Below are 23,042 nucleotides of genomic sequence, written 5' to 3' on the forward strand. Positions count from 1 at the left end.
GCCCTGTGCGTTCGAAGCAGAGCCTCATGAGCGCCCCGCAAGCCAGGCACCGGATCGTCATCGTCGGTGGTGGCGCGGGCGGGCTCGAGTTGGCGACGAGCCTGGGCGACTCGTTGGGCAAGCCCGGCCGCGCCGACATCACGCTGATCGACAAGAACCGCACCCATGTCTGGAAGCCCAAGCTGCATGAGATCGCTTCGGGCAGCATGGACCTGAGCGCGCACGAGGTCGATTACCTGGCGCAGGCGCACTGGCATCACTTCCGCTTCCGCATCGGCGAGATGATCGGGCTCGACCGCGAGCGCCGCGAGGTGCACGTGGCACCGTGGCTCGACGACGAAGGCCGGGAGGTGACCCCCGATCGTGTGTTCGGCTATGACACGCTGGTGCTTGCACTCGGCAGCCTGAGCAACGACTTCGGCACCCCTGGCGTTGCGGCGCACGCGCTCAAGCTCGAGTCGAAGGCCGACGCGCAGCGCTTCCATTCGCGCATGGTCAACGCGTGCATCCGCGCCCATGCCCAGACCACGCCGGTGCGGCCCGAGCAATTGCACGTGGCCATCATCGGCGCGGGCGCGACGGGTGTCGAGTTGGCGGCCGAATTGCACCGCACCACGCGTGAAGTCATCGCCTACGGCCTGGACCGTGTCGATGCCGACAAGGACATCCAGGTCAGCCTGATCGAGGCGGCCGACCGTGTGCTGCCGGCGCTTCCGCCCCGACTGTCTCGGGCGACGGTCGAGTTGCTGCGCAAGCTCGGCGTCACCGTTCACACCGACGCAAAAGTGGCCGAGGTGCTGCCCGATGGCGTACGCCTGGCCGACGGCCGCAGCCTGCCCGCCGAGCTGGTGGTCTGGGCTGCGGGGGTGAAGGCGCCCGACTTCCTGAAGGACATCGCCGGCCTGGAGACCAACCGCATCAACCAGATCGTCGTGCGGCCCACCTTGCAGGCCACACGGGACGACGACATCTTCGCGCTCGGCGACTGCGCGGCCTGCGCGTGGCCACAGGCCAACGGCGGCAAGGGCGGCTGGGTGCCGCCGCGTGCGCAGGCATCGCACCAGCAGGCGTCGCACATGGCAGCCCAGATCTACCGGCGCCTCGCGGGCCGGCCGCTCAAAGCCTATCGCTACCGCGACTTCGGCTCGCTGGTGTCGCTCGGCGAGTACAGCACCGTCGGGAACATGATGGGCGGCCTGATCGGCGGCAGCCTGATGATCGAAGGCGGCTTCGCCCGCCTGATGTACGTGTCGCTCTACAAGATGCACGAACTCGCGCTGCACGGGTTCTTCAAGGTCGCGCTCGACACGCTCGCGCGTCTGATCACGCGGCGGACCGAGCCGCACGTCAAGTTGCACTGAACGGGCCGACCCCCATGGACGATTCACCCAACCCTGCCGATCCTTTCGGCTGGTTCCAGCAGATGGCGCTGGGCCACCAGCAGTTCGCCACCTTCATGCGCAGCACCGTCGACGCCGCGCCGCTCGACGAGCGGAGCAAGGCCCAGTGGAGCTTTGCGCTGCGCCAGGTGGTCGACGCCGTGAGCCCGAAGAACTGTTTGGCCACCAACCCGGATGTGCTCCAACTCGCACTGGAGAGCGGCGGTTCGAGCCTGGTCGAAGGCGCGCGCCTCTTCTTCGACGATCTCGCCAAGGGCCGCATCTCGATGTCGGACGATCAGGCCTTCGAGGTCGGCCGCAACCTGGCGACGACTCCCGGCAGCGTGGTGTTCGAGAACGAGCTGATGCAGCTCATCCAGTACGCGCCGGTGACGGCCAAGGTGCACAAGCGGCCGCTGGTCATCGTGCCGCCGTGCATCAACAAGTTCTACATCCTCGACCTGCAGCCCGAGAACTCGTTCGTCGGGCACGCCGTGGCCGCGGGTCACACGGTGTTCCTCGTGTCGTGGCGCAACGTCGGCAAGGCGCAGGGCCACTTGAGCTGGGATGACTACATCGAGCAGGGTGTGCTGCAGGCGCTGTCGGTGGCACGCCGCATTCGCCGCGCCGACAAGGTCGACACGCTTGGGTTCTGCGTCGGCGGCACCTTGCTGGCGAGCGCGCTGGCCGTTGCAGCGGCACGCGGCGAGCAACCGGCCTCGAGCGTCACGCTGCTGACGACGATGCTCGATTTCTCGGACACCGGCGAACTCGGCCTGATGGTCGACGAAGCCAGCGTCGCGGCGCGCGAAGCGAGCCTCGGTCGCGGCGGCCAGTTGCACGGGCGCGAGCTCGCCCAGGTGTTTGCCGCCTTGCGCGCCAACGACCTGATCTGGCCGTACGTCGTCAACGGCTACCTCAAGGGCCAGGCGCCGCGCGCCTTCGACCTGCTGTTCTGGAATGGCGACGACACCAATCTGCCGGGCCCGATGTACTGCTGGTACCTGCGCAACACCTACCTCGAGAACCGGCTGCGCGAACCCGGCGGCACGGTGCAGTGCGGCGTGCCGGTCGATCTGTCGCGCGTCGACGTGCCGGCATTTGTCTATGCCTCGCGCGAGGACCACATCGTGCCCTGGCAGACCGCCTACGCCAGCACGCGCCTGCTCGGCGGCGAAACCCGCTTCGTGCTCGGCGCGAGCGGCCACATCGCCGGTGTGATCAACCCGCCTGCCAAGCGCAAGCGCAACTACTGGACTGCCGACCTTGCGCCCGATGCACAGGCCTGGCTCGCCGCCGCGCAAAGCGTCGATGGCAGCTGGTGGCCCGCCTGGACCGAGTGGCTCGCCGCGCACGGCGGCACGCTCGTCGCCGCGCCGCGGCAGCCCGGCAACGCCGAATACGCCGTCATCGAGCCGGCTCCCGGCCGCTACGTCAAGGCGCGGGCCGAATGAACCCGCGGCCGCCCATTCCCACCAACCTGAGGAGATTTGCATGACCGACATCGTCATCGTGGCCGCCCAACGCACTGCAGTGGGCAAGTTCGGCGGCACGCTCGCCAAGACCGCGGCGCCCGAGCTCGGGGCCCACGTCATCAAGGGGCTGCTCGCGAAGACCGGCGTGCCGGCGGATGCGATCTCCGAAGTGATCATGGGACAGGTGCTCGCGGCCGGCGCTGGGCAGAACCCCGCGCGCCAGTCGGTCATCAAGGCCGGCTTGCCGAACTCGGTGCCCGGCCTCACGATCAACAAGGTCTGCGGCTCCGGCCTCAAGGCTGTCATGCTGGCGGCGCAGGCGGTGCGCTGCGGCGATGCCGAGATCGTCATCGCCGGCGGCCAGGAGAACATGAGCGCTTCGCCGCATGTGCTGCTGAATTCGCGCGAGGGCAACCGCATGGGGGACTGGAAGATGGTCGACTCGATGATCACCGACGGCCTGTGGGACGTCTACAACCAGTACCACATGGGGACGACCGCTGAGAACGTCGCCAAGGAGTACGGCATCTCGCGCCCGATGCAGGACGCGCTGGCGCTCGCATCCCAGCAGAAGGCGGCGGCTGCCCAGGAAGCAGGGCGCTTCGCCGACGAGATTCTGCCGCTCACGCTCCCGCAGAAGAAGGGCGACCCGATCGTCTTCGCGAACGACGAGTTCATCAACAAGAAGACCAGTGCCGACGCATTGGCCGGCCTGCGTCCGGCCTTCGACAAGGCGGGCTCGGTGACGGCGGGCAACGCCTCGGGCCTGAACGATGGTGCAGCGGCGGTGATGGTGATGTCGGCACAGCGAGCTGCATCGCTCGGCCTGCAGCCGCTCGCAGTGATCCGCGCCTATGCGAGTGCAGGCCTCGACCCGTCGCTGATGGGCATGGGGCCGGTGCCGGCGTCGCGGCTGTGCCTGAAGAAGGCCGGCTGGATTGCGCAGGACCTCGACCTGATGGAGATCAACGAGGCGTTCGCCGCACAGGCCTGCGCCGTGAACCAGGAGATGGGCTGGGACACCAGCAAGATCAACGTCAACGGTGGGGCCATTGCGATCGGCCACCCGATCGGCGCATCGGGTTGCCGCATTCTGGTGACGCTGCTGCACGAGATGCGCCGCCGTGGCGCGAACAGGGGCCTGGCCTCGCTGTGCATCGGCGGTGGCATGGGCGTGGCGCTTGCCGTAGAGCGAGCCTGAAGCTTTTCAAATCAACCCAAGGAGACAGCGATGAACAAGGAACGAGTGGTGCTGGTGACCGGTGGCATGGGCGGCCTCGGCGAAACGATCTCGACCAAGATGGTCGATGCGGGCTACAAGGTGGCCGTCACCTATTCGCCCGGCAACAAGACGCATGCCGAGTGGGTGGCGCAGATGAAGTCCAATGGGTACGACATCCTCGCCGTGCCGTGCGACGTGTCCGACTTCGACTCGTGCAGCAAGGCCGTGGCCGAGGTGCAGAACAAACTCGGCGCGGTCGACGTGCTGGTGAACAACGCTGGCATCACGCGCGACATGACGTTCAAGAAGATGGACAAGGTGAATTGGGACGCCGTGATGCGCACCAACCTCGACAGCCTGTTCAACATGTCGAAGCAGGTGGCCGACAACATGGTCGAGCGCGGTTGGGGCCGCATCATCAACGTCTCGTCGGTCAACGGCAGCAAGGGTGCCTTCGGCCAGACGAACTACTCGGCTGCGAAGGCCGGCGTGCACGGCTTCACGAAGGCGCTGGCGCTCGAGGTCGCGAAGAAGGGCGTCACCGTCAACACCATCTCGCCCGGCTACATCGGCACGAAGATGGTCACCGCGATCCCAAAGGACGTGCTCGACAGCAAGATCCTCCCGCACATCCCGGTGGGCCGCCTGGGCCGCCCCGAAGAGGTGGCCGGCCTGATCATCTACCTCGCCTCGGAGGAGGCGGCGTTCGTCACCGGGGCCAACATCGCCATCAACGGTGGCCAACACATGCAATGAGACATCCATGATCAAGCACGGCATCGATCAGGAAGCCCTGATCAGCAAGTTCTCGGAAGCCAGCGCACGGCAAGGCGAAGCGATTCGCAAGACCGTCACCGAGGCGACCCTGAAGGCGCTGCAAGGGCGCGAACTCAGCCTCAAGAACATCAAGCAGGTGCTGAACACTGTCGCCTCGGCTGCGGCGACCGGTGCGGCAGGCAGCGCGTTGCCGCAGGCCGACATCGAGACACTGCTGGGCAAGGCAGTGGCCGGCATGGACACGGCACTCGAACAGGCGGTGCAGGCGAACCGCAAGGCGCTGCAGCAGATGGTCGACCAGGGCGCGACCTTGCGGGAGACGCAGGTCAAGAAGGCTTTGGCCGACATCGAGAAGATGGAGGACACGCTGTTCGCCGCGTTGCGCAAGGCGGCGGAGGGTTCGCAAGCCTCGATCGATGGCCCGTGGACGAAAGTGCTGAACGCGGCGCAAGGCAAGGGCACCAGCACCGGTGCCCAGGCCAGCGCGACGATCACGCAGCTGATGGACAGCGCACAGCAGAACCTTCGCGACGGGCGCAATCTCGGCCTGCGTGCGTCGCAGGTGATGTTCGACAGCTACTCGACACTGGTCAGCGGCGTGTTGATCGGGATGTCCGACGCGCTGCAACAAGGAGGTGCTGCGCCGCCGGCGAAGTCTTCCCGCAAGAAGTAGCCGGAACGTGGTGATGGTCGCGCACGCGAACGCGAACGTGAACGTGAACGCAGAAGGGCCGCGATGGACGCACTGATCCTGTCCCGCATGCAGTTCGCGGCCAACATCACGTTCCACATCCTGTTCCCGACCATCAGCATTGGCCTGGGCTGGTTGCTGCTGTTCTTTCGCCTACGGTGGCTGAAGGCTTCCGCCGCGGGCGGCGACCGGCTGGCGGCACAGGGTTGGCTCGACGCCTACCGCTTCTGGACCAAGGTGTTCGCACTCAGCTTCGCGCTCGGTGTCGTCAGCGGCATCACGATGAGCTTTCAGTTCGGCACCAACTGGCCCGGCTTCATGGAGCGGGTCGGCAACATCGCCGGGCCGCTGCTCGGGTATGAGGTGCTCACTGCATTCTTCCTCGAAGCCGGCTTCCTCGGCATCATGCTGTTCGGGCACGGCAAGGTCAGCGAGAAGGTGCACCTGCTCGCGACCTGCTTCGTCGCCTTCGGCACCACGCTGTCGGCGTTCTGGATCTTGGCGCTGAACTCCTGGATGCAGACGCCGGCCGGCCACGAAGTCATCGACGGCGTGTACCACGTGAAGAGCTGGGTCGAGGTGATCTTCAACCCCTCGTTCCCGTACCGCCTTGCACACATGCTGCTGGCGTCGTCGCTGACTTGCGCGTTCCTGCTGGTCGGGTTGTCGGCCTGGCAGACCTTGCGCGGCGTGGCGCAGCGCTCGGCGCCGAGGGTGATGCGCGTCGGCCTCACGCTTGCTGCCTTGGCCATTCCGATCCAGATCTTCGTCGGCGACCAGCATGGCCTGAACACGCTCGAGCACCAGCCGGCAAAGATCGCCGCGGTCGAGGGTGTGTGGGAGACCGAACGCGGTGCCCCACTGCTGCTGTTCGCGATCCCCGACGACCAGGCGCGCAGCAACCACTTCGAACTCAAGTTGCCGAAGCTGGCCAGCCTGATCCTCACGCATGACGTGGATGGCGAGATCAAGGGCCTGAACGACTTTCGCGATGCGCACCCGCCGGCGTTGCCGCTGTTCTTCGCGTTCAGGATCATGGTCGGCATCGGCCTGCTGATGCTCGCGACGAGCTGGCTCGGCTGGTGGCTGCTGCGCCGCGCACGCTGGCAGCCCGGCGGCCTGCCGAGGCGGCTGCTCTGGGGCTTTGCCGGGATGACGTTCTCGGGTTGGGTCGCCACAGTCGCCGGTTGGTACGTGACCGAGATCGGCCGCCAGCCGTTCATCGTCTACGGCCTGATCCGCACGGCCGACATCACGTCGAAGCAGCCGTCTTCGATGATCGGCCTGACGCTCGCGCTTTACATCACGCTGTACCTCGCGCTGATCGTCTCGTACGTCGGGGTGCTGAAGTACATGGCCGAGAAGCCGGAGGAGGCGCTGCAGCTCGAGCCGGGCGACCAAAGGGCAGTCCCGACCGGAGAGCCCGCATGAACTGGATGAGTTTTGACGAGGCACTGCCAGTGATCTTCATGGCGCTGATGGGCCTCTCGATGCTGATCTACGTGGTCAGCGATGGCTATGACCTCGGCGTCGGAATGCTGATGCACCGCGCCACCGATGCCGAGAAGGACGTGCTGGTCGCATCGATCGGGCCGTTCTGGGACGCCAACGAAACCTGGCTTGTGCTCGGCGTCGGCATCCTCTTGATCGCCTTTCCGAAAGCGCATGGCCTGGTGCTGGGCGAGCTGTACCTGCCGGTCGCGCTGATGCTGGTCGGGCTCACTCTGCGCGGTGTCGCGTTCGACTTCAGGGTGAAGGCGCGCGACAGCCACAAGCAGACCTGGGACCGACTCTTCTTCGCCGGCTCGACACTGGCATCGGTCTCGCAAGGCTGGATGCTCGGGCGCTACGTCAGCGGCTTCGGCAGCGGCTGGAACTACCCGCTCTTCGCCGCCGCGATCGCCATTGCACTGCCGATGGCCTACGTGATGATGGGCGCCACCTGGCTGGTCATGAAGACCGACGGCGAACTGCAGCGGCGTGCCGTGCAGTGGGCCAAGATCGCCTGGCTGCCGATGGTCGTCGGCCTGGTGCTGATCTCGATGGCAACGCCGTGGATCAGCGCGACAGTGCGCGGGCGCTGGTTCTCGCTGCCCGAGTTCATCGCGCTGCTGGCGATTCCACTGATGACCGGCGTCGCACTGCTCGCGGCGCGCGCCTTGCTGAACACGCGCGCGGTGCTGGGGCCGCTCGCCTGGCTGCCATTCGTGCTGCTCATCCTGGTGTTCCTGCTCGGCTTCCTTGGCCTCGCGTACAGCATCTATCCCTACGTGGTGATCGACCAGCTGACGATCTGGCAGGCCGCCAGCAGCCCGGCGGCGCTGAAGGTGATCCTGATCGGCGTCTGCATCTCGGTGCCGGCAATCGCCGCCTACACGGTGTTCTCGTACCGGGTGTTCCGTGGCAAGACCGGTGAGCTGAAATACGCGTGAACTCGAGTGCGTGTGGGTCGCTGTTTCTCCTGCGGAAGGAGAGAATACCCGGGGAGGTCGGGGGTCCCATGGCGCTGTACGATGCCTCGCCCATGAGGTCATCCGTGCCGGCACTTCGTCTCGATCCGCCTTCCCGCCGTTCGCGGTGGCGTGGCATGCCGCGCTGGTGCGTCGCGCTGGCGCTCGTCGCCGCTGCGGCCTATGTCGGCCATGAGGTCGCGCTCCAGGCCGGCCTTGCGCGTCTGCGAGAAGCCGCCGAGCACCGCCTGGACATGCTCGCGACCGGTCTCGATGCCGATCTGGCGCGCTACGACTATTTGCCCGCGTTGCTCGAGATGACACCCGCCGTGGCGGCGCTGCTCGATGCGCCGGCCAATCCGCAGGTACGCGATGCCGCGAACCGCTACCTGTACGGCGTCAATGCAACGGTCGGCGCCGAGATGCTGTACGTGCTCGACAGCAGCGGCACGTCGGTCGCTGCATCCGACTGGGACCAAGCCGGCACCACGCTCGGACAAGACCTGTCGTTCCGGCCCTATGTGACCGACGCGGTGCAGAAGGGGCGTGGCCGCTTTTACGGCGTCGGCATCACGAGCCGCAAGCCCGGCTACTACCTGTCGTATGCGCTGCGCCGTGGCGAAGGCGTGCGCGGCGTGGCTGCCGTGAAGATCAACCTCGGAGAGTCCGAGTCCGCATGGGGCAAGCTGCCCGGCAATGTGTTGCTGGTTGACGAGCGCGGCGTCGTCATCCTGTCCACCCGTGATGAGCTGAAGTACCACCCGGTCAAGCCGCTCGACGCCGTACAGCGCGCCGAGGTGCAACGCTCGCGCCCTTACGGCGACGCACCGCTCGATCCGCTGCAGTGGACGACTTTGCAATCGCTGACGCCGGAAGCGCAACTGATCAGCCTCGAAGGGCAGCCCCAGCTCGCGTCGACGCGGCATCTGCAACGCGCCGCGTGGCAGCTGATCGCGCTCGACGACATGAAGCCGGTGCAGCTGACCGCGCGCTACGCTGGCATGACCGCAAGCCTCGCGATGGCGGTGCTGCTGCTGCTGGCGGTGACGCTGTGGCAGCGCCGGCGCGCAGTGCGTCACAAGCTCGCGAGCCAGGCGGCACTGCAGGCGGCACATGACAGCCTCGAGTCCACCGTCGTCGCACGGACGGCGCAGTTGCGGGCGGCGCAAAGCGACCTGGTGCACGCCGGCAAGATGGCGGCGCTGGGCCAGATGTCGGCCGGTCTCGTGCATGAGCTGAACCAGCCCTTGACGGCGCTGCGCACGCTGTCCGACAGCGCCGGCATGCTGCTCGACCACGACCGCCCCGACGATGTGCGCGGCAACCTGCGTCGCATCTCCGGCATGGTCGATCGCCTGGCACGCCTCACGTCGCGGCTTAAGACCTTTGCGCACAAGAGCGACGTGCCGCCGCAGCGCGTGGCGCTCCTGCGCAGCATTGCCGACGCCCAGGCGCTGCTCGGCGCGGAGCTGGAGGAGCGCGATATCCGCGTCGAAGTCGACGTTCAGCCGCCCGAGCTCAGCGTGATGGCCGATGAGGCCGCCATCGGCAGCTTGCTCAGCAACCTGATGCGCAATGCGGTCGACGCGATGCAAGGCTCACCACAGCGCCTGTTGCGGGTCGAAGCCCATGCAGTTGGCGAGCGCGCGATCCTCACGGTGACCGACACCGGCCCGGGCATTCCCGCCGACATCCTCGCGCGCCTGTTCGAGCCCTTCGTGACCAGCAAGCCGGCCGGTGCCGGGCTCGGCCTCGGGCTCGTGATCTCGGCCCAGCTGGTGCGCGCGGCAGGCGGTACGCTTCGCGCCGGCAACCGGGACGAAGGCGGTGCGTGCTTCACCGTCGATTTGCCATCCGCCATTTCTCAGGAGCACATGCAGCGTGAGTGAAGTCATTCAAATCCGGGTCCTGCTCATCGACGACGATGACGACGTGCGTTCGAGCACCGAACAGGCGTTGACGCTGAACGGATTCAAGGTCGAATCGTTCGCCAGTGTCGAGCGAGCCCGCGGGCTGATCACCTTCGGTCTGCCGGCGATCGTCATCTGCGACGTGCGCCTGCCGGGCTTGAGCGGCACCGATTGGCTGCCGGAGATTCGCAAGATCGATCCCGAGATCCCGGTAGTTCTGGTGACGGGGCATGGGCACGTGGCGATGGCCGTGCAGGCGATGCGCGAAGGGGCCTACGATTTCGTCGAGAAGCCGTTCACGTCCGAGCGGCTGCTGGCCGTCGTTCGCCATGCGATCGAGCGTCGCCAGCTCACGTTGCAGGTTCGCGTGCTGCGCGATGCACTCGACAACTGGCACGGCATCCAGGCGGTGCTGATCGGCCGCTCTGCGCAGATGCAGCAGGTACGCCGCACGGTGATGACGCTCGCGGACACATCGGCCGACGTGTTGATCTACGGCGAGACCGGCACCGGCAAGGAGCTCGTCGCACGATGCCTGCACGACCACAGCGAGCGGCGGCGCCAGCATTTCGTGCCGCTGAACTGTGGCGGCCTGCCCGAGGCGCTGGCCGAGAGCGAGCTCTTCGGGCACGAAGCCGGCGCCTTCACGAGCGCCAACCGCGTGCGGGTCGGCAAGTTCGAGCACGCCCATGGCGGCACCTTGTTCCTCGACGAGATCGAGAGCATGCCGATGGCCGTACAGATCAAGCTGCTGCGCGCGCTGCAGGAGCGCAGCATCGAACGCATCGGCTCCAACAAGGCCATCCCGTTCGATTGCCGCGTCGTCGCGGCCAGCAAGGACGACCTGAAGGTGTTGAGCGATCAGCACAAGTTCAGGGCCGATCTGTACTACCGCATCGGCGTCGCCATCATCGAGTTGCCACCGCTGCGCGAGCGGCGCGAGGACATTCCGCTTCTGTTCGAACACTTCACCTTGATGGCCGCGAGCCGCTATGAGCGGGCGGCGCCGCTCGTCAGCAATGCGCAACTCGCCGATCTGATGGCCTACGCCTGGCCCGGCAACGTGCGCGAGCTGCGCAACGTCGCCGACCGCTTCGTGCTCGGCTTGCTCGGCGACCGCCTGACGCAGGTGCGTGTCGCCGAAGAACACCCCGAGCTCCCACGAGGGCTGCCGCAGCAGGTCGAGAACTTCGAGCGCTCTGTGATCGTCGAGGAGCTGAGGCGACACAAGGGCGATCAGCCGGCCACCGCAACCGCACTCGGCATCGCGCGGCAGACCTTGCACGACAAGCTTCGAAAGTTCGGGGTGGCGGCAGACGAGTTCAAGCACTGAGCGACTTGTTCAAGTGCATCGACGGCATGGAGACGCCGCTGGTCGGGCGCCAGGATCACATGGCCCGCTTCAAGGCGGCCGTCGGTAGCTCGACGCGGGCATTGGCCCACGGGAAGTCGATCCGGGACTATGCTGCCTGAAAACTACGGAGACATCCCTTGATCAACACCACGTTCAAACCCGCTTACCTCAATTCGCTCATGACAGCCGGAGCGAACCTCGAACTTGCCTACAACGATCTGGCGCCTCACGCCAACGACAGGATGACTGCCGCCTTGGAGCTTGCGAAGCACGCGAAGGAAACCCAGCGAAACCTCAAGTTCGTTGCGATCAGTGCAGGCACGTCGGGGATCAAGCACCTTGCTGAGGAGGGTGCCGGCTACGTCACCTTCTCTCTCGTGTACTGATCCATCGAGGTGTTCCCGGCCAGGTAGTTGCGATGTTCCAGATCGCTCTGTCTGTTCTTTAGCCCTCGTACGATGCCGACTGTCGAACGCAAGCTATCGGCCAGCAGCAGACACTGGCTTTGCCAACGCAAGGCGGTCAGTCAGCTGCGCGGGCGTCGAGAGAACTGTGCAGCAAATGCAAACCTAAAATGCTTTCATTGGGGGAGAGTCGATGAGCGCGAGCAAAGAACATCCCAAGGTATTCATCTCATACAGCTGGTCGGGCGCCGAGCACGAGCAGTTCGTCATGGAGCTTGCAACCGCACTGAGAACACATGGCGTCGATGCCATTCTCGACAAGTGGCGATTAAAGCCTGGTCAAGACAAGTACGTCTTCATGGAATCGATGGTCACCGATCCATCAGTGGTCAAAGTTCTGGTGCTCTGTGATCGCCAGTATCAGGAGAAGGCCAACAGGCGTTCTGGGGGCGTCGGCACGGAAAGTCAGATCATCTCGCAGGAGCTGTACTCCAAGGTGGAACAGACGAAGTTCGTTCCAGTGGTGTGCGAGCGCGGCGAAAACGGCGAGGAGTTCCTGCCGGTGTTCATGAAGGGCCGCATTTATGTTGACCTGTCGTCAGACGAGCGATACGGCGAAGGCCTCGATGAGTTGCTCCGCCAGATATTTGACCAACCGCTTTACCCAGAGCCTCTGCTTGGCGATGCACCCGCATTCCTGAAGCCTGAGGGTGGTGGCCTTCCAATGGCGAAGGAGCTTGCTGGCGCCCTACGCGCGATAAAGGAGGGCAAGGCCAGCCGGGAGGGTTTAGAGATGCTGTTCGTCCGCAGCATAGTTGCGGAAGTCAATCGGCAGTACGTCCGACCAGAGGGGAAGGACGGGTATGACGAGGATATCTACCAAGCGATCCTGAGGACGAAAGGGTTGCGCAATCAGGTGTCTGAGTACGCCGAAACGTTCGCATCGTTCTCTGGCGACGATCGCAAGACCCTAAAAGCTTGCACTTTCCTTCTGGAACAGTTGGGCCAAAAATTCGGCCCACCGATAGAGAACGGCACATACGTGGAAGGCTGGGCCGACCTCTATCGGTTCTTTGCTCTTGAAACAGTTCTTGTGATAACAGCTGCCCTACTTCGCTACGAGCGTTGGCAGTCTCTGCGTTCCTTGCTGAAGTACCCGTACCTTGTGCGCACTGACCACAGCGGCAATAGGACCAACGACATCACCGCCTTTGATTCATACATCGTGTCGATGGACGAGCACCGCAACAACCGCATGCGCACAAACCGGGCTTGCCTGACGGCAGACATGCTGAAGGAACGGTGCTCGACTGAACACACGCCCTTTCAAGAAATCGTGCAAGCTGATGTTTTCCTAGCTCTCTACGGGGTAGTTCACGCAAAGGAGTCGCAAGCCGAGGGGACGCATCGCTTCTGGGCGCCTCGTACTAGCGTGTATAGCGACGCCCGGCGCTTGCCCCTATTTCTCAAGGCCGTTGACCCAGACATTCGCGACGGCATTCGTATCGCGGTGGGCGCGTCCGATGCCACAGACATGGCGACACGGGTTGAGGAAGCGCGTCTCTTGCTGGATGATTTCAAGCACCTCTCAATCGGTCGGTTTCCGCGATTTAACTTCGCTGATGCGACCAACCTGCAGACATTGATGAAGTGACGTCACCAATCGGCCCCCTTCTCTAGAGTGTCGGTCCGATGCACGCACTGCCCTGTCTTGGACAGCAACACGATCTGGACAGGGCCTAACAACGTTTGACGCGCCAGTTGAGCGACTGCTTCCATCGCAGTCTGACGACCGCCATGGGTCGATAACAGCCTCCCAGCACCCCGGCAGACGTTGCCCCAATCGCACTCTGTCTACACCGCCGCCAGCGCCTGATCGAGGTCGGCAACCAGATCGTCGATGTGCTCGATGCCGACCGACAGCCGCACCGTGTCTTCACCCACCCCTGAGCGCGACAACTCCTCGGGGTTCAGTTGGCGGTGTGTGGTGGAGGCGGGATGGGTGGCCAGTGACTTCACGTCGCCGATGTTCACCAGCCGTGTGAAGAGGTGCAGCGCGTCGAGGAAGCGCGCACCGGCTGCGCGGGCTTCGCCTGGCGCGCTCTTCACGCCGAAGGTGAGAAGCCCGGAAGCCTGGCCTGACAGGTACTTCTTCACCAGGTGGTGATCCGGGTGGTCTTCCAGGCCGGCGTATTGCACCCACGACACCTTCTTGCTCAAGCGCAGGTGCTGCGCGACCTTCAGCGTGTTGCTGCTGATGCGGTCGAGCCGCAAGGCCAGTGTCTCCAACCCTTGCAGGATGAGGAAGGCGTTGAACGGCGACAGCGCGGCGCCGGTGTTGCGCAGCGGCACGACACGCGCGCGGCCGATGTAGGCCGCCGGGCCGAGGGCCTCGGTGTAGACCACGCCGTGGTAGCTCACGTCGGGTTCGTTCAGGCGTTTGAAGCGCTCCTTGTGCTGAGCCCACGGGAACTTGCCCGAATCGACGATGGCGCCACCGATGCTGTTGCCATGACCGCCGATGTACTTGGTGAGCGAGTGCACCACGATGTCGGCACCGTGCTCGAAGGGGCGGCTGAGGTAGGGGGAGGGCACGGTGTTGTCGACGATCAGCGGCACGCCGTGCTTGTGCGCAATGGCAGCCACGGCCGCGATGTCGGTGATGTTGCCCTGGGGGTTGCCGAGCGACTCGACGAACACCGCCTTGGTCTTGGCGTCGATCAGTGACTCGAAGCTCTTCGGGTCGCGGTGGTCGGCAAAGCGCGTCGTGATGCCGTACTGCGGCAGGGTGTGGGCGAAGAGGTTGTAGGTACCGCCATACAACGCGGTCGACGAGACGATGTTGTCGCCGGCCTCCGCGATGGTGAGGATCGAGTACGTCACCGCCGCCTGGCCCGAGGCCAGCGCGAGTGCACCCACGCCGCCTTCGAGTGCCGCGAGCCGCTGCTCAAGCACGTCGTTGGTCGGGTTCATGATGCGCGAGTAGATGTTGCCCGGCACCTTCAGGTCGAACAGATCGGCCCCATGCTGCGCGCTGTCGAATGCGAACGCGGCCGTCTGGTAGATGGGCACCGCGACCGCCTTGGTGGTGGGGTCGGGCTGGTAGCCCGCGTGCAGGGACAGGGTCTCGAAATGCCAGTTGGGTTGTGCCATGGGGTGACTTCCATTCAAGAGAGGAAGCGAGAGTAGGCACACAGCGTGGTGACGTGAACTGCTCTCTGCGCATATGCATGCTCGGTATGCGTTGTCGGGCGATGAGCCGTTCGCTCTAGGCCGCGAGGTGTGACGAGGCGAACTCGAGCACGCGCCGAACCACTCGAGGGTCCTCGAGCAGCGTCTTGTAGTGCCCCAAGCCGTCGAGGAGCAGCCACTCAGCGCCAGGCCAGATCGCCGCGGCGGCCTGGGCGCCTTCGTGGGGGACGACCTTGTCATCGGATGCGTGGATGAACAGCACTGGCTGGCGCATCGACGCAGCCTGTCGGCGCATGTCGATCCGGTCTGGATGGACGCCGATCAGCTCTTGCAATCGGTTCAGCACATGCGTGACGGTGTCGCCGTCTAATCGTGCTTGCCGTGCCATCGCGCGCACAAAACCGCCATAGTGGGTCGGTGTTGCCAGGAGAGCCACACGCTCCACCTGCAGGCCTTCTTCCAAGGCCTGCACGATGCAGGCCCCTCCGATCGAGTGCCCGACCGCAAGTGCAAGCGGCCCGGCGACACCCTCGACCGCTCGCAGTACACGCGCCGCCAGCGGGATGGACAGGCGCTCTCCGCCAGAGCTGCCATGGCCGGGCAGGTGCGGGGCCCACACGGTGAAGCCCGACGCCACGAGCGCGTCGCTGATCTTCTCCATGTCGGACGTTCTTCCCTGCCAGCCGTGGACGAGCAATGCGTGGGGGCCACGGCCGCGCTTTCTCACATGCACCATCACTTCTGTTCCGTCAGGCCACGCTCCGGGAGTGTCGACGTACAAGGGAATGAGCTCGACATCTGCTGCCGGCGTGTCCTCGAGCGGTCGCTTGATGCGCAGCAGCGCGTCGATGAAGGCTTCGACTCCGGCGTTGGCGTCGACAGCAGTGCTTTGATGCGATGACATGGCTGGCTTTCGATGTGTACAGGTCTGTTCCTTTAAATATAGGTACAGACCTGTACCATTGTCAAATGGAGACCGCCATGACGACCTCAAACATTGCTGCCAAAGACGTCCGCTCACGCCGCGGCGCGCCTGCGAAGGGAGAGCCGACCGCCCGGGAACGCATCCTGGCCATCGCGCTCGATGCCTTCTATCGGGAAGGCATTCTTGCGACGGGCGTGGACACCATCGCCGAGCGGGCAGGCGTGTCCAAGACCAGCCTCTATCGCAACTTCAGCTCCAAGGATGAACTGATCGAGGCGGTGCTCAAGGAGCAGAACCGCTTGTTCTTTGCCTGGTGGGACGAGATGATGGGGCGCCACCCTGACGACCCACGCGCGCAGCTGCGGGGCTTGCTGAATGCGTTCGGCAAGCTGAGTTCGTCGCCCAGGTTCCGGGGCTGCCCATTCATCAACGCTGCCACCGAATTCCGCGGCCTCGATCACGTCGGCAAGACGCTGGCTACGCAGAACAAGATCGAGGTGGTGCGACGGCTTGCCGACATGTGCCGGTTGCTCGGCGTCGCCGATCCAGCGCGGGCCGCTCGCCAACTGCTGCTCCTCATCGACGGTGTTTTGACGGACGCACAGTTCGGTGCCGAACTGCACTTCAGAGAAGGACTCGCCGATGCGGCGTTTGCCTGCATCGGACTGGACGCCTAGGACGGACGGTCATGCCCGAGGGCAGCGCAAGAGCTGCCACAAGCGAAATGTTTCGCTCTTCATCTCAAAACAGCAGCCGATGCCGTCGCGACGACATGGTTCGGTGCACATGCGGGTCCGCCAGTCCGTAACCTGACGCATTGATTGCACTCAGTGGAGCCGGTTATGGCGCTGCAGGATTTTCGGGAACTCACATTCGCAGGGGCCCGTGTATGTTGACGGCAGCGGACGACATTGACGACCTGCTGCCCGAGCTGGTCGTGCTGCGGCGCGATCTGCACGCGCACCCCGAGCTCGCGTTCGAGGAACGGCGCACGGCGGGAGTCGTTGCCGCGGCGCTGCGCCTGTTGGGGCTCGAGCTCCACGAAGGCCTGGCCGGCACCGGCGTGGTGGGCACGCTGCGCAACGGCCGCGGTACGCGCGCGGTCGGCTTGCGTGCCGACATGGACGCCCTGCCGATGGCCGAACAGTCACGCCTGGGTCACTCGAGCCGCCATGCCGGCGCGCACCACGGTTGCGGCCACGATGGTCACACCGCGATGCTGCTCGGTGCCGCCCGCCAGCTGGCGCGCACACGCCGCTTCGACGGCATCGTGCACTTCATCTTCCAGCCGGCCGAGGAGGGGCGCGGCGGCGCGCGCGTGATGGTCGAGCAGGGCCTGTTCGAGCGCTTTCCGTGCGATGCGGTCTACGCGCTTCACAACTGGCCGGATCTTCCGCTCGGCCATGCGCAGACGCGCGAGGGGCCGATCATGGCGGCGGCCGACCGCTTCGACATCGTGCTGCGCGGCCGCGGCGGCCATGCGGCGCAGCCGCACCGAACGCCCGACGTGCTGCTGGCCGCGAGCCAGCTCGTTGTGCAGCTGAACACCATCGTCTCGCGCCGCATCGACCCGGCCGAGTCGGCGGTGCTGTCGGTCACCCGCATGGTGGGTGGGAGCAGCCACAACGTGCTGCCGGCCGAAGCGACCCTCACCGGCACGGTGCGCAGCTTTGACGCGCAGGTGCAAGACCGGATCGAGGCCGCGTTGCGCGATGCCGCAGCCGGCGTTGCGCTCGGGCATGGCATCGAGGCCGACGTCACCTATCACCGCTACTACCCTGCGACGGTGAACACGCCGGCCGAAGCGCGGCTCGCGCTGCAGGCGGCTTTGGCTGCGGGGCTTCAGGCAAGCGTTGCACCTCGGCCGGCGTTCACCTCTGAGGACTTCGCGTTTCTCTTGCACGAACGGCCGGGTGCTTACCTCTGGCTCGGCCAGGGCCGCGCCACGCCGGGCGAGGGCGGCGAACGCCCGCTTCACCATCCTTGCTACGACTTCAATGACGATGCGCTGCCGCACGGCGTGCGCTGGTTCTGTGCCGTCGCCGAATGGGCGCTCGCCATCGAACCTCGGTCACTCACGACACCCTGAGCATCCCCGTCCTGGACCGGGCGCCTCAGAGCGGCCGTGCCGCGCTCATTCCGAACGCTCTGGAAACAGCCGCTCGATCGGACAGTGCGTCTTGATGAACGGCGATTTGATGACGATGTAGCTGAAGTACTTCTCGATGCCGATGTTGCGCTCCAGCAGGCCTTCGATCACCTGCTGGTAGTGGTTCACGCCACGCGTCAGAAAGCGCAGCAGGTAGTCGTAGCCACCGCTGACGAGGTGGCATTCCATGATCTCGTCGACCTCGCGGATGGCCGTCTCGAAGCGGATGAAGTCTTCGCGATGGTGGTCTGCGAGGGTGACTTCGGTGAACACGGTCAGCGTGTCGCCGAGCTTTGCCAGCCGGAGGTGCGCACCGTAACCAGCGATGTAGCCGGCCTGCTCCAGCCGCTTCACGCGGATCAGGCACGGGCTCGGCGAAAGGCCGACCGCGTCGGCGAGGTCGACGTTGGTCATGCGGCCGTTCTTCTGCAGCTGCGTCAGGATGCGCAGGTCGAGCCGGTCGACCTTGAAGGTTTCAGACATGGCAGTGGTCGGCAGTTGCGATGGACGTGATTCTGCGGCTCAGGCGAGCGCGGCGCGCACCTCGGGAGCGGCCAGCACGTCGTCCAGCGTTCGGCGCAGGCGCAGGAAGAGCTGGTCGAACTCGGCTTCGGTGAAGGTGAGCGCAGGTGCAAACCCGAGGACCGCATCGCCGAAACAGCGGAAGATCACCCCATTGCGATAAGCCGCGGCGAACAGGCGGTCGGGCAGCCCGAGCGACGCGTCGAAGCCGCGTTTGCTGGCCTTGTCGCTCACGAGCTCCAGCGCACCGAGCAGGCCGCGGTGGCGCGCGTCGCCGACCAGCGGGTGCTCCCGCAAGGCGTTGAGCCCGGCAGCGAAGTGGCGGGCCACGCGCTGGCCGTTGGCGAGGATGCCGCCTTCCTCATACAGCCGCAGCACCTCCAGCGCAACGGCAGCGCCGACCGGGTGGGCCGAGTAGGTTGCGCCATGGCCGATCGGGGCGCCGGCTGGCGCGGCGTCGGCAATGGTGGCGTAGATCTCTTCCGACAACATCGTCACACCCATCGGCACGTAGCCGGCGGTCAGGCCCTTGGCGAGCGTCATCAGGTCGGGGTCGACGCCTTCGGCGGCACTCGCAAACATCGGGCCGGTGCGACCGAAGCCGGTGATGACTTCGTCGACGACAAACAGGATGTCGAGTTCGCGTGCCGCTTCGCGCATCGCCTTCAGCCAGCCGGCGGGAGGCACGATCACGCCGCCGGAGCCCTGGATCGGCTCGCAGAAGAACGCGGCGACGTTGTGGGCGCCAAGTTCGGTGACCTTCGCGCGCAATGCGGTCACCGATGCCGCGATCAGCGCCTGCGCGTCGCCCCCCTGCGGATGGCGGTAGGGGTTCGGCGACGGAATGTAATGCTGCGTTGGCAGGGGCAGGTCGAAGCCGCGATGGAACACCGGCAGCGCGGTGAGGCCCGCGCCGGTCGATGACGATCCGTGGTAGCCGCGCTCCAGCGAGATGAAGTGCTTCTTCGTGGAGCGGCCGCGCGCGTTCCAGTACTGCACGATGAAGCGCACCGCGGCATCGACGGCTTCGGAGCCACCGAGCGTGAGGTAGGCGCGTGTCAGCGACGGTGGCGTGATCTCCACGAGCTTGGCCGCCAGGCGGATGGCCGGCTCGCTGGCGAAGCCGAAGTAGCCGGTCGCGTAGGGCAGCGTGCGCAGCTGTGCCGTCGCGGCCTGCACGACGCTCTCCTGTCCGTAGCCGATGTTGACGCACCACAAGCCCGCAAATGCGTCGAGCATTTCGTGGCCGCGCGCATCGGTGAGCCACGAGCCCTGGCCCGACGCGAGCACCATCGGGCCGCGCTCCTCGTGCTGGCGCCAGGCGGAGACGGGATGAACAAGATGCGCGCGGTCGAGGGCGGCGAGGGCATCGGGGGCGAGGCGGGTTGAGCTCATGGATTCAGTTCCACAACAATGGCGTGCTGCAAAGCTTAGGACCGGGCGTGCACCGTGTGGTGCTGCTTTGGAGGCCTCGCGCCGCGCTAGATGTTGTTGTGGACCCGGCTTCCGCAGATGATGCTGCGGGCTTGGATCAGTAGCCGCGCCCGCGGTCGACCAGGCCCACCAGCGGTTCCCCGCGCTCGAATCGACGCAGGTTGTCGATGGCCACACGCGCTGCCGTCTGCGGCTGCGTCATGCTCGCGATGTGCGGCGTGATGCGCACGCGCGGATGTGCCCACAGTGCGCTGTCGGCCGGCAGTGGCTCGGGGTCGGTGACGTCGAGCACGGCTTCAGCGAGATGCCCTTCATCGAGGGCCTGCAGCAGATCGTGCGCTACGAGTTGCGGCCCGCGGCCGACGTGCACGAGGCTCGCGCCCTTTGGGCATTTCGCGAACAGCGCTGCGTTCAAGAAGCCGCGTGTCGCATCGGTCAGCGGCAGCAGGCAGATGAGGATGTCGCTGCGTGCAAGAAAACTGTCGAGCTCGTAGGCGCCAGCATGGCAGCGCACGCCAGTCACCTCGTGGCGAGAGCGGCTCCAGCCTGCGCAGTCGAAGCCGAACGAGACGAGCTTCTCCAGCACCGCCTGCCCGAGCGAGCCCAGGCCCAGCACGCCGACCCGGCGCTCCGACGCCGGCCGCACGGCAATCACTTGCCATTGCCTCTGCTGTTGAGCGCGGCGATAGGCTGGCATGTCCCGGTGCAGGTCGAGCACCGCATGTGTCACGTACTCGACCATGCCATGCACGATGCCCGGCTCGACCATGCGGACGACCGGCAGGCCGGGTGGCAGCACGGCGAAGTCGAACTGGTCGACGCCGGCACCGGTGGAGAGCAAGAGCTGCAGGTTCGGGAATCGGGTTGCGAGGTCGGCGGGCGGCTCCCACGCGGCGAGATAGCGGACGTCAGCCGCGTTGCCGACGTCGGCCCACAGGCGGAAGTCGATCTCCGGCGCCTCCTCGCGGAAGATTTCCGCCCATTGCCGCCCGCGCTGCGGGTCGGCCTTGTAGACGAACACCGGCCGCGTCATCCGAGCGCTTGCGTGGCGATCGCGTACAGCCGCGGCCCGGTGGCGCGTGTGGCCAGCGGTGCGCCGCGCAGCATCGACGTCGGTGCGTCCACGCGCAAGAGGCCCAGTGTTTCGAGCCACTCGGCCAGGCCGCTGCCGAAATCGATGTCGATGCGTGTGAAGCGGCCGGCGTTCAGGCCGGACAAATGTGCGATCAGCGCCTTCGCGCCTTCGGCATCGGGCGCGACCACCGGCCCGATCGCGTAGCCCCGGCCGAAGCGGCGCAGCATCGCGAAGCCGCAGGCGGTGGCGTCGTGATCGAGCACGACGGTGGCCTCGGCATCGCGAAGCAGTTCGTCGATCAGCGCGTCGCGCGGCATGCCGCGCGCCTCGGCGTCGAGCGCGCGCAGTGCCGGCAGGTCAGCCTCGGTCGCTGGGCGCAGGCGCCAGCCGGCATCGAGTGCGATCAGTGGCGTCGGCAGCGCGTTGCCCTGGTGTTGGCGCACCTCTCCGATGCGCACGAAGCCGAGCCGCTCGTACAGGCCGCGGCCTTCAGGCGTCGCATGCAGCAGCACCGTGTGCTGGTCGAGGCCATCGAGCATCGCCGTCATCAGGCGGTGGCCGATGCGGCGTCCCTGGCATTCGGGTGAAACGACGACCAGGCCGATCGTCGCGTGCTGCGGTCCCCAGCGCCAGCGCAAGGCGGTGCCGACGACCCGCCCGTCACGCTCGGCCACGACGCCCTCGCCGTGGCGGAATGCCTGTTCCCAGTCGGCCGGCCGATGCGGCCAGCGAAATTCGCTCGTCAACGCATGCGCGGGCTCGAGGTCGGCCTTGCTCATTGCGCGCAGCGAAACGCCGTCGGACGTCGGTTCGGTGTTTGCACTCATCGTTTTGTTCTCCCAATGCATCTATGGCGCTTATGTTGGGTGCAATCGCGACGCCGCGCCAGCCCGTAGACGGGTTCATCCGCAATTCGACAGCATGCGCTGCGGCAGGGGGTCGCTTTGCGATAACGGCGCTGTGCGCGCGGTCTCAACGAACACAAATGCTGTGGTGCCGCGCCTAGCATGTAGGCGATATCCACAACGCCGTCAGCGAGATGTCCCCCTTCGACCTTGCCCCCGTTAAGGTGCCTCGTGGCCGCTTCATTGGCGGCCGTGTTGTCGAGGCGCTGAGTGCGTTTGCGCTGCACCGATCCTCCGACGGCCTGGCACCTGCGGCGCTGCCGATGGGAGACGCCCAGGGAAGCCTGACGGTCGAAACCCGACCTGTGTCACACGAGCGTTCTGATCGACTTCGGGGCGTCGTGCGGTGCATGGCGCACGCGATCGGGGCACACCGCACGGCATGCCGTGCAGGGACGGCCAAACGGCAGCTTCGTCGCTGCGCAGGCCCCAAATCACGATATGCGTACGGTGACCCCGTGCTGCAATGACGCCATCAGCAGAGCCCCTCAACACACCGCCCATCATGAACATCATCCGACCCAAATACATCACCTTCGACTGCTACGGCACGCTGACGCGCATGCGCATGGGAGACATGGCGCGCGAGATGTTTGCCGACCGCATCCCGGCCGAACGCATGGAGCAGTTCCTCGCCGACTTCACGGCCTACCGCTTCGACGAAGTGCTGGGCGACTGGCAGCCCTATGAAGTGGTGCTGAAGAACGCGATCCGCCGCCTGTGCCGCAAATGGAAGCTGCAGTACCTCGACGCCGAGGCGCAGCAGTACTACGACGGGGTGCCGACCTGGGGCCCGCACGCCGACGTGCCGGCCGGTCTGGCCAAGGTCGCGAAGGAGATCCCGCTGGTGATCCTGTCGAACGCCTCGGACGACCAGATCCAGCGCAACGTGGCCATGCTGGGCGCGCCGTTCCACCGCGTCTACACCGCGCAGATGGCGCAGGCCTACAAGCCGCGGCTGCAGGCCTTCGAGTACATGCTGGATTCTCTCGGCTGCAACCCCGAAGACGTGCTGCACGTGTCGTCCAGCCTGCGCTACGACCTGATGTCGGCCGACGACATCGGCATCGTCAACAAGGTGTTCGTCAACCGCGGCCACGGCCCCGGCAACCCGGCCTACCGCTACACCGAGATCGCCGACATCGGCGGCCTGCCTGGCGTGGTCGGCCTCTGATCGC

General features: G+C 65.8%; 20 protein-coding genes. 14 read left to right on the plus strand and 6 right to left on the minus strand.

The genetic code is table 11. The features are described from left to right. Positions 1 to 26: 26 nt before the first annotated feature. The 11 genes from AC1DYS_RS07395 (at position 27) to AC1DYS_RS07445 (ending at position 13,316) form a co-directional block, all read left to right on the plus strand. Positions 27 to 1,361 (plus strand): NAD(P)/FAD-dependent oxidoreductase, encoded by a 1,335-nt coding sequence (locus AC1DYS_RS07395; protein WP_477897601.1) that lies wholly within the window; start codon positions 27 to 29, stop codon positions 1,359 to 1,361. Positions 1,362 to 1,375: 14 nt separating this feature from the next. Then, complete coding sequence (locus AC1DYS_RS07400) at positions 1,376 to 2,833, plus strand: PHA/PHB synthase family protein (protein WP_477897603.1); 1,458 nt, start codon at positions 1,376 to 1,378, stop codon at positions 2,831 to 2,833. A gap of 40 nt (positions 2,834 to 2,873) precedes the next feature. After that, a complete protein-coding gene (locus AC1DYS_RS07405; protein WP_477897605.1) occupies positions 2,874 to 4,055 on the plus strand; it encodes an acetyl-CoA C-acetyltransferase in 1,182 nt (393 codons plus the stop codon). A gap of 30 nt (positions 4,056 to 4,085) precedes the next feature. Then, complete coding sequence (gene phbB, locus AC1DYS_RS07410; RefSeq protein WP_477897607.1) at positions 4,086 to 4,832, plus strand: acetoacetyl-CoA reductase; 747 nt, start codon at positions 4,086 to 4,088, stop codon at positions 4,830 to 4,832. A gap of 7 nt (positions 4,833 to 4,839) precedes the next feature. After that, positions 4,840 to 5,526 carry a DUF6781 family protein gene (locus AC1DYS_RS07415; protein ID WP_477897609.1) on the plus strand — a complete coding sequence of 229 codons (687 nt, stop codon included), beginning with the start codon at positions 4,840 to 4,842 and terminating at the stop codon, positions 5,524 to 5,526. 63 nt (positions 5,527 to 5,589) lie between these two features. After that, complete coding sequence (locus AC1DYS_RS07420) at positions 5,590 to 6,975, plus strand: cytochrome ubiquinol oxidase subunit I (RefSeq protein WP_477897611.1); 1,386 nt, start codon at positions 5,590 to 5,592, stop codon at positions 6,973 to 6,975. Positions 6,976 to 6,980: 5 nt separating this feature from the next. Then, positions 6,981 to 7,976, plus strand: a complete 996-nt coding sequence (locus AC1DYS_RS07425) for a cytochrome d ubiquinol oxidase subunit II (protein ID WP_477899583.1) — start codon at positions 6,981 to 6,983, stop codon at positions 7,974 to 7,976. A 155-nt stretch (positions 7,977 to 8,131) separates the two neighbouring features. Beyond that, entirely contained in the window at positions 8,132 to 9,883 is a 1,752-nt protein-coding gene (locus tag AC1DYS_RS07430; protein WP_477897613.1) for a sensor histidine kinase, read from the plus strand. After that, positions 9,876 to 11,237, plus strand: a complete 1,362-nt coding sequence (locus AC1DYS_RS07435; RefSeq protein ID WP_477897615.1) for a sigma-54-dependent transcriptional regulator — start codon at positions 9,876 to 9,878, stop codon at positions 11,235 to 11,237. Before AC1DYS_RS07430 ends, AC1DYS_RS07435 begins: the two co-directional genes overlap by 8 nt. 158 nt (positions 11,238 to 11,395) lie before the next feature. Next, entirely contained in the window at positions 11,396 to 11,644 is a 249-nt protein-coding gene (locus AC1DYS_RS07440; protein WP_477897617.1) for a hypothetical protein, read from the plus strand. Between the two features lie 211 nt (positions 11,645 to 11,855). Continuing rightward, positions 11,856 to 13,316 carry a toll/interleukin-1 receptor domain-containing protein gene (locus tag AC1DYS_RS07445; RefSeq protein WP_477897619.1) on the plus strand — a complete coding sequence of 487 codons (1,461 nt, stop codon included), beginning with the start codon at positions 11,856 to 11,858 and terminating at the stop codon, positions 13,314 to 13,316. 200 nt (positions 13,317 to 13,516) lie between these two features. Here AC1DYS_RS07445 and AC1DYS_RS07450 read toward each other — a convergent pair whose 3' ends face one another. Both AC1DYS_RS07450 and AC1DYS_RS07455 read right to left on the minus strand, forming a co-directional pair. Then, complete coding sequence (locus AC1DYS_RS07450) at positions 13,517 to 14,815, minus strand: O-acetylhomoserine aminocarboxypropyltransferase/cysteine synthase family protein (protein ID WP_477897621.1); 1,299 nt, start codon at positions 14,813 to 14,815, stop codon at positions 13,517 to 13,519. Between the two features lie 115 nt (positions 14,816 to 14,930). Further along, complete coding sequence (locus AC1DYS_RS07455; RefSeq protein WP_477897623.1) at positions 14,931 to 15,758, minus strand: alpha/beta fold hydrolase; 828 nt, start codon at positions 15,756 to 15,758, stop codon at positions 14,931 to 14,933. A gap of 65 nt (positions 15,759 to 15,823) precedes the next feature. On the opposite strand from AC1DYS_RS07455, the gene AC1DYS_RS07460 reads away from it, so the two are divergent. Beyond that, entirely contained in the window at positions 15,824 to 16,456 is a 633-nt protein-coding gene (locus tag AC1DYS_RS07460; protein ID WP_477897625.1) for a TetR/AcrR family transcriptional regulator, read from the plus strand. A gap of 212 nt (positions 16,457 to 16,668) precedes the next feature. Next, the gene (locus tag AC1DYS_RS07465; protein WP_477897627.1) at positions 16,669 to 17,868 is read left to right on the plus strand and encodes a M20 aminoacylase family protein; all 1,200 of its coding nucleotides are present in this window, start codon (positions 16,669 to 16,671) and stop codon (positions 17,866 to 17,868) included. 45 nt (positions 17,869 to 17,913) lie between these two features. Here the strand turns inward: AC1DYS_RS07465 and AC1DYS_RS07470 are convergent, their stop codons facing one another. The 4 genes from AC1DYS_RS07470 to AC1DYS_RS07485 form a co-directional block, all read right to left on the minus strand. After that, a complete protein-coding gene (locus AC1DYS_RS07470) occupies positions 17,914 to 18,411 on the minus strand; it encodes an Lrp/AsnC family transcriptional regulator (protein ID WP_047498997.1) in 498 nt (165 codons plus the stop codon). A gap of 39 nt (positions 18,412 to 18,450) precedes the next feature. Then, positions 18,451 to 19,845 carry an aspartate aminotransferase family protein gene (locus tag AC1DYS_RS07475; RefSeq protein ID WP_477897630.1) on the minus strand — a complete coding sequence of 465 codons (1,395 nt, stop codon included), beginning with the start codon at positions 19,843 to 19,845 and terminating at the stop codon, positions 18,451 to 18,453. Positions 19,846 to 19,981: 136 nt separating this feature from the next. Beyond that, entirely contained in the window at positions 19,982 to 20,917 is a 936-nt protein-coding gene (locus AC1DYS_RS07480; protein ID WP_477897632.1) for a 2-hydroxyacid dehydrogenase, read from the minus strand. Continuing rightward, positions 20,914 to 21,786 carry a GNAT family N-acetyltransferase gene (locus tag AC1DYS_RS07485; protein ID WP_477897634.1) on the minus strand — a complete coding sequence of 291 codons (873 nt, stop codon included), beginning with the start codon at positions 21,784 to 21,786 and terminating at the stop codon, positions 20,914 to 20,916. Before AC1DYS_RS07485 ends, AC1DYS_RS07480 begins: the two co-directional genes overlap by 4 nt. Before the next feature lie 583 nt (positions 21,787 to 22,369). Here AC1DYS_RS07485 and AC1DYS_RS07490 point away from each other — a divergent pair. Next, positions 22,370 to 23,038: a haloacid dehalogenase type II gene (locus tag AC1DYS_RS07490; protein WP_477897636.1), complete on the plus strand. Its 669-nt coding sequence runs from the start codon at positions 22,370 to 22,372 to the stop codon at positions 23,036 to 23,038. Positions 23,039 to 23,042: the final 4 nt, after the last annotated feature.

The organism is Rhizobacter sp. P2_G4 (assembly GCF_056403575.1).

What these genes read in the sequence shown, in the direction of transcription:
- AC1DYS_RS07475 (WP_477897630.1), bottom strand. Translation starts at nt 19,845, where the DNA reads ATGAGCTCAACCCGCCTCGCCCCCGATGCCCTCGCCGCCCTCGACCGC.
- phbB (WP_477897607.1), top strand. Translation starts at nt 4,086, where the DNA reads ATGAACAAGGAACGAGTGGTGCTGGTGACCGGTGGCATGGGCGGCCTC.
- AC1DYS_RS07415 (WP_477897609.1), top strand. Translation starts at nt 4,840, where the DNA reads ATGATCAAGCACGGCATCGATCAGGAAGCCCTGATCAGCAAGTTCTCG.
- AC1DYS_RS07470 (WP_047498997.1), bottom strand. Translation starts at nt 18,411, where the DNA reads ATGTCTGAAACCTTCAAGGTCGACCGGCTCGACCTGCGCATCCTGACG.
- AC1DYS_RS07420 (WP_477897611.1), top strand. Translation starts at nt 5,590, where the DNA reads ATGGACGCACTGATCCTGTCCCGCATGCAGTTCGCGGCCAACATCACG.
- AC1DYS_RS07405 (WP_477897605.1), top strand. Translation starts at nt 2,874, where the DNA reads ATGACCGACATCGTCATCGTGGCCGCCCAACGCACTGCAGTGGGCAAG.
- AC1DYS_RS07400 (WP_477897603.1), top strand. Translation starts at nt 1,376, where the DNA reads ATGGACGATTCACCCAACCCTGCCGATCCTTTCGGCTGGTTCCAGCAG.
- AC1DYS_RS07445 (WP_477897619.1), top strand. Translation starts at nt 11,856, where the DNA reads ATGAGCGCGAGCAAAGAACATCCCAAGGTATTCATCTCATACAGCTGG.
- AC1DYS_RS07395 (WP_477897601.1), top strand. Translation starts at nt 27, where the DNA reads ATGAGCGCCCCGCAAGCCAGGCACCGGATCGTCATCGTCGGTGGTGGC.
- AC1DYS_RS07450 (WP_477897621.1), bottom strand. Translation starts at nt 14,815, where the DNA reads ATGGCACAACCCAACTGGCATTTCGAGACCCTGTCCCTGCACGCGGGC.
- AC1DYS_RS07460 (WP_477897625.1), top strand. Translation starts at nt 15,824, where the DNA reads ATGGAGACCGCCATGACGACCTCAAACATTGCTGCCAAAGACGTCCGC.
- AC1DYS_RS07490 (WP_477897636.1), top strand. Translation starts at nt 22,370, where the DNA reads ATGAACATCATCCGACCCAAATACATCACCTTCGACTGCTACGGCACG.
- AC1DYS_RS07430 (WP_477897613.1), top strand. Translation starts at nt 8,132, where the DNA reads ATGCCGCGCTGGTGCGTCGCGCTGGCGCTCGTCGCCGCTGCGGCCTAT.
- AC1DYS_RS07480 (WP_477897632.1), bottom strand. Translation starts at nt 20,917, where the DNA reads ATGACGCGGCCGGTGTTCGTCTACAAGGCCGACCCGCAGCGCGGGCGG.
- AC1DYS_RS07455 (WP_477897623.1), bottom strand. Translation starts at nt 15,758, where the DNA reads ATGTCATCGCATCAAAGCACTGCTGTCGACGCCAACGCCGGAGTCGAA.
- AC1DYS_RS07425 (WP_477899583.1), top strand. Translation starts at nt 6,981, where the DNA reads ATGAGTTTTGACGAGGCACTGCCAGTGATCTTCATGGCGCTGATGGGC.
- AC1DYS_RS07465 (WP_477897627.1), top strand. Translation starts at nt 16,669, where the DNA reads ATGTTGACGGCAGCGGACGACATTGACGACCTGCTGCCCGAGCTGGTC.
- AC1DYS_RS07485 (WP_477897634.1), bottom strand. Translation starts at nt 21,786, where the DNA reads ATGAGTGCAAACACCGAACCGACGTCCGACGGCGTTTCGCTGCGCGCA.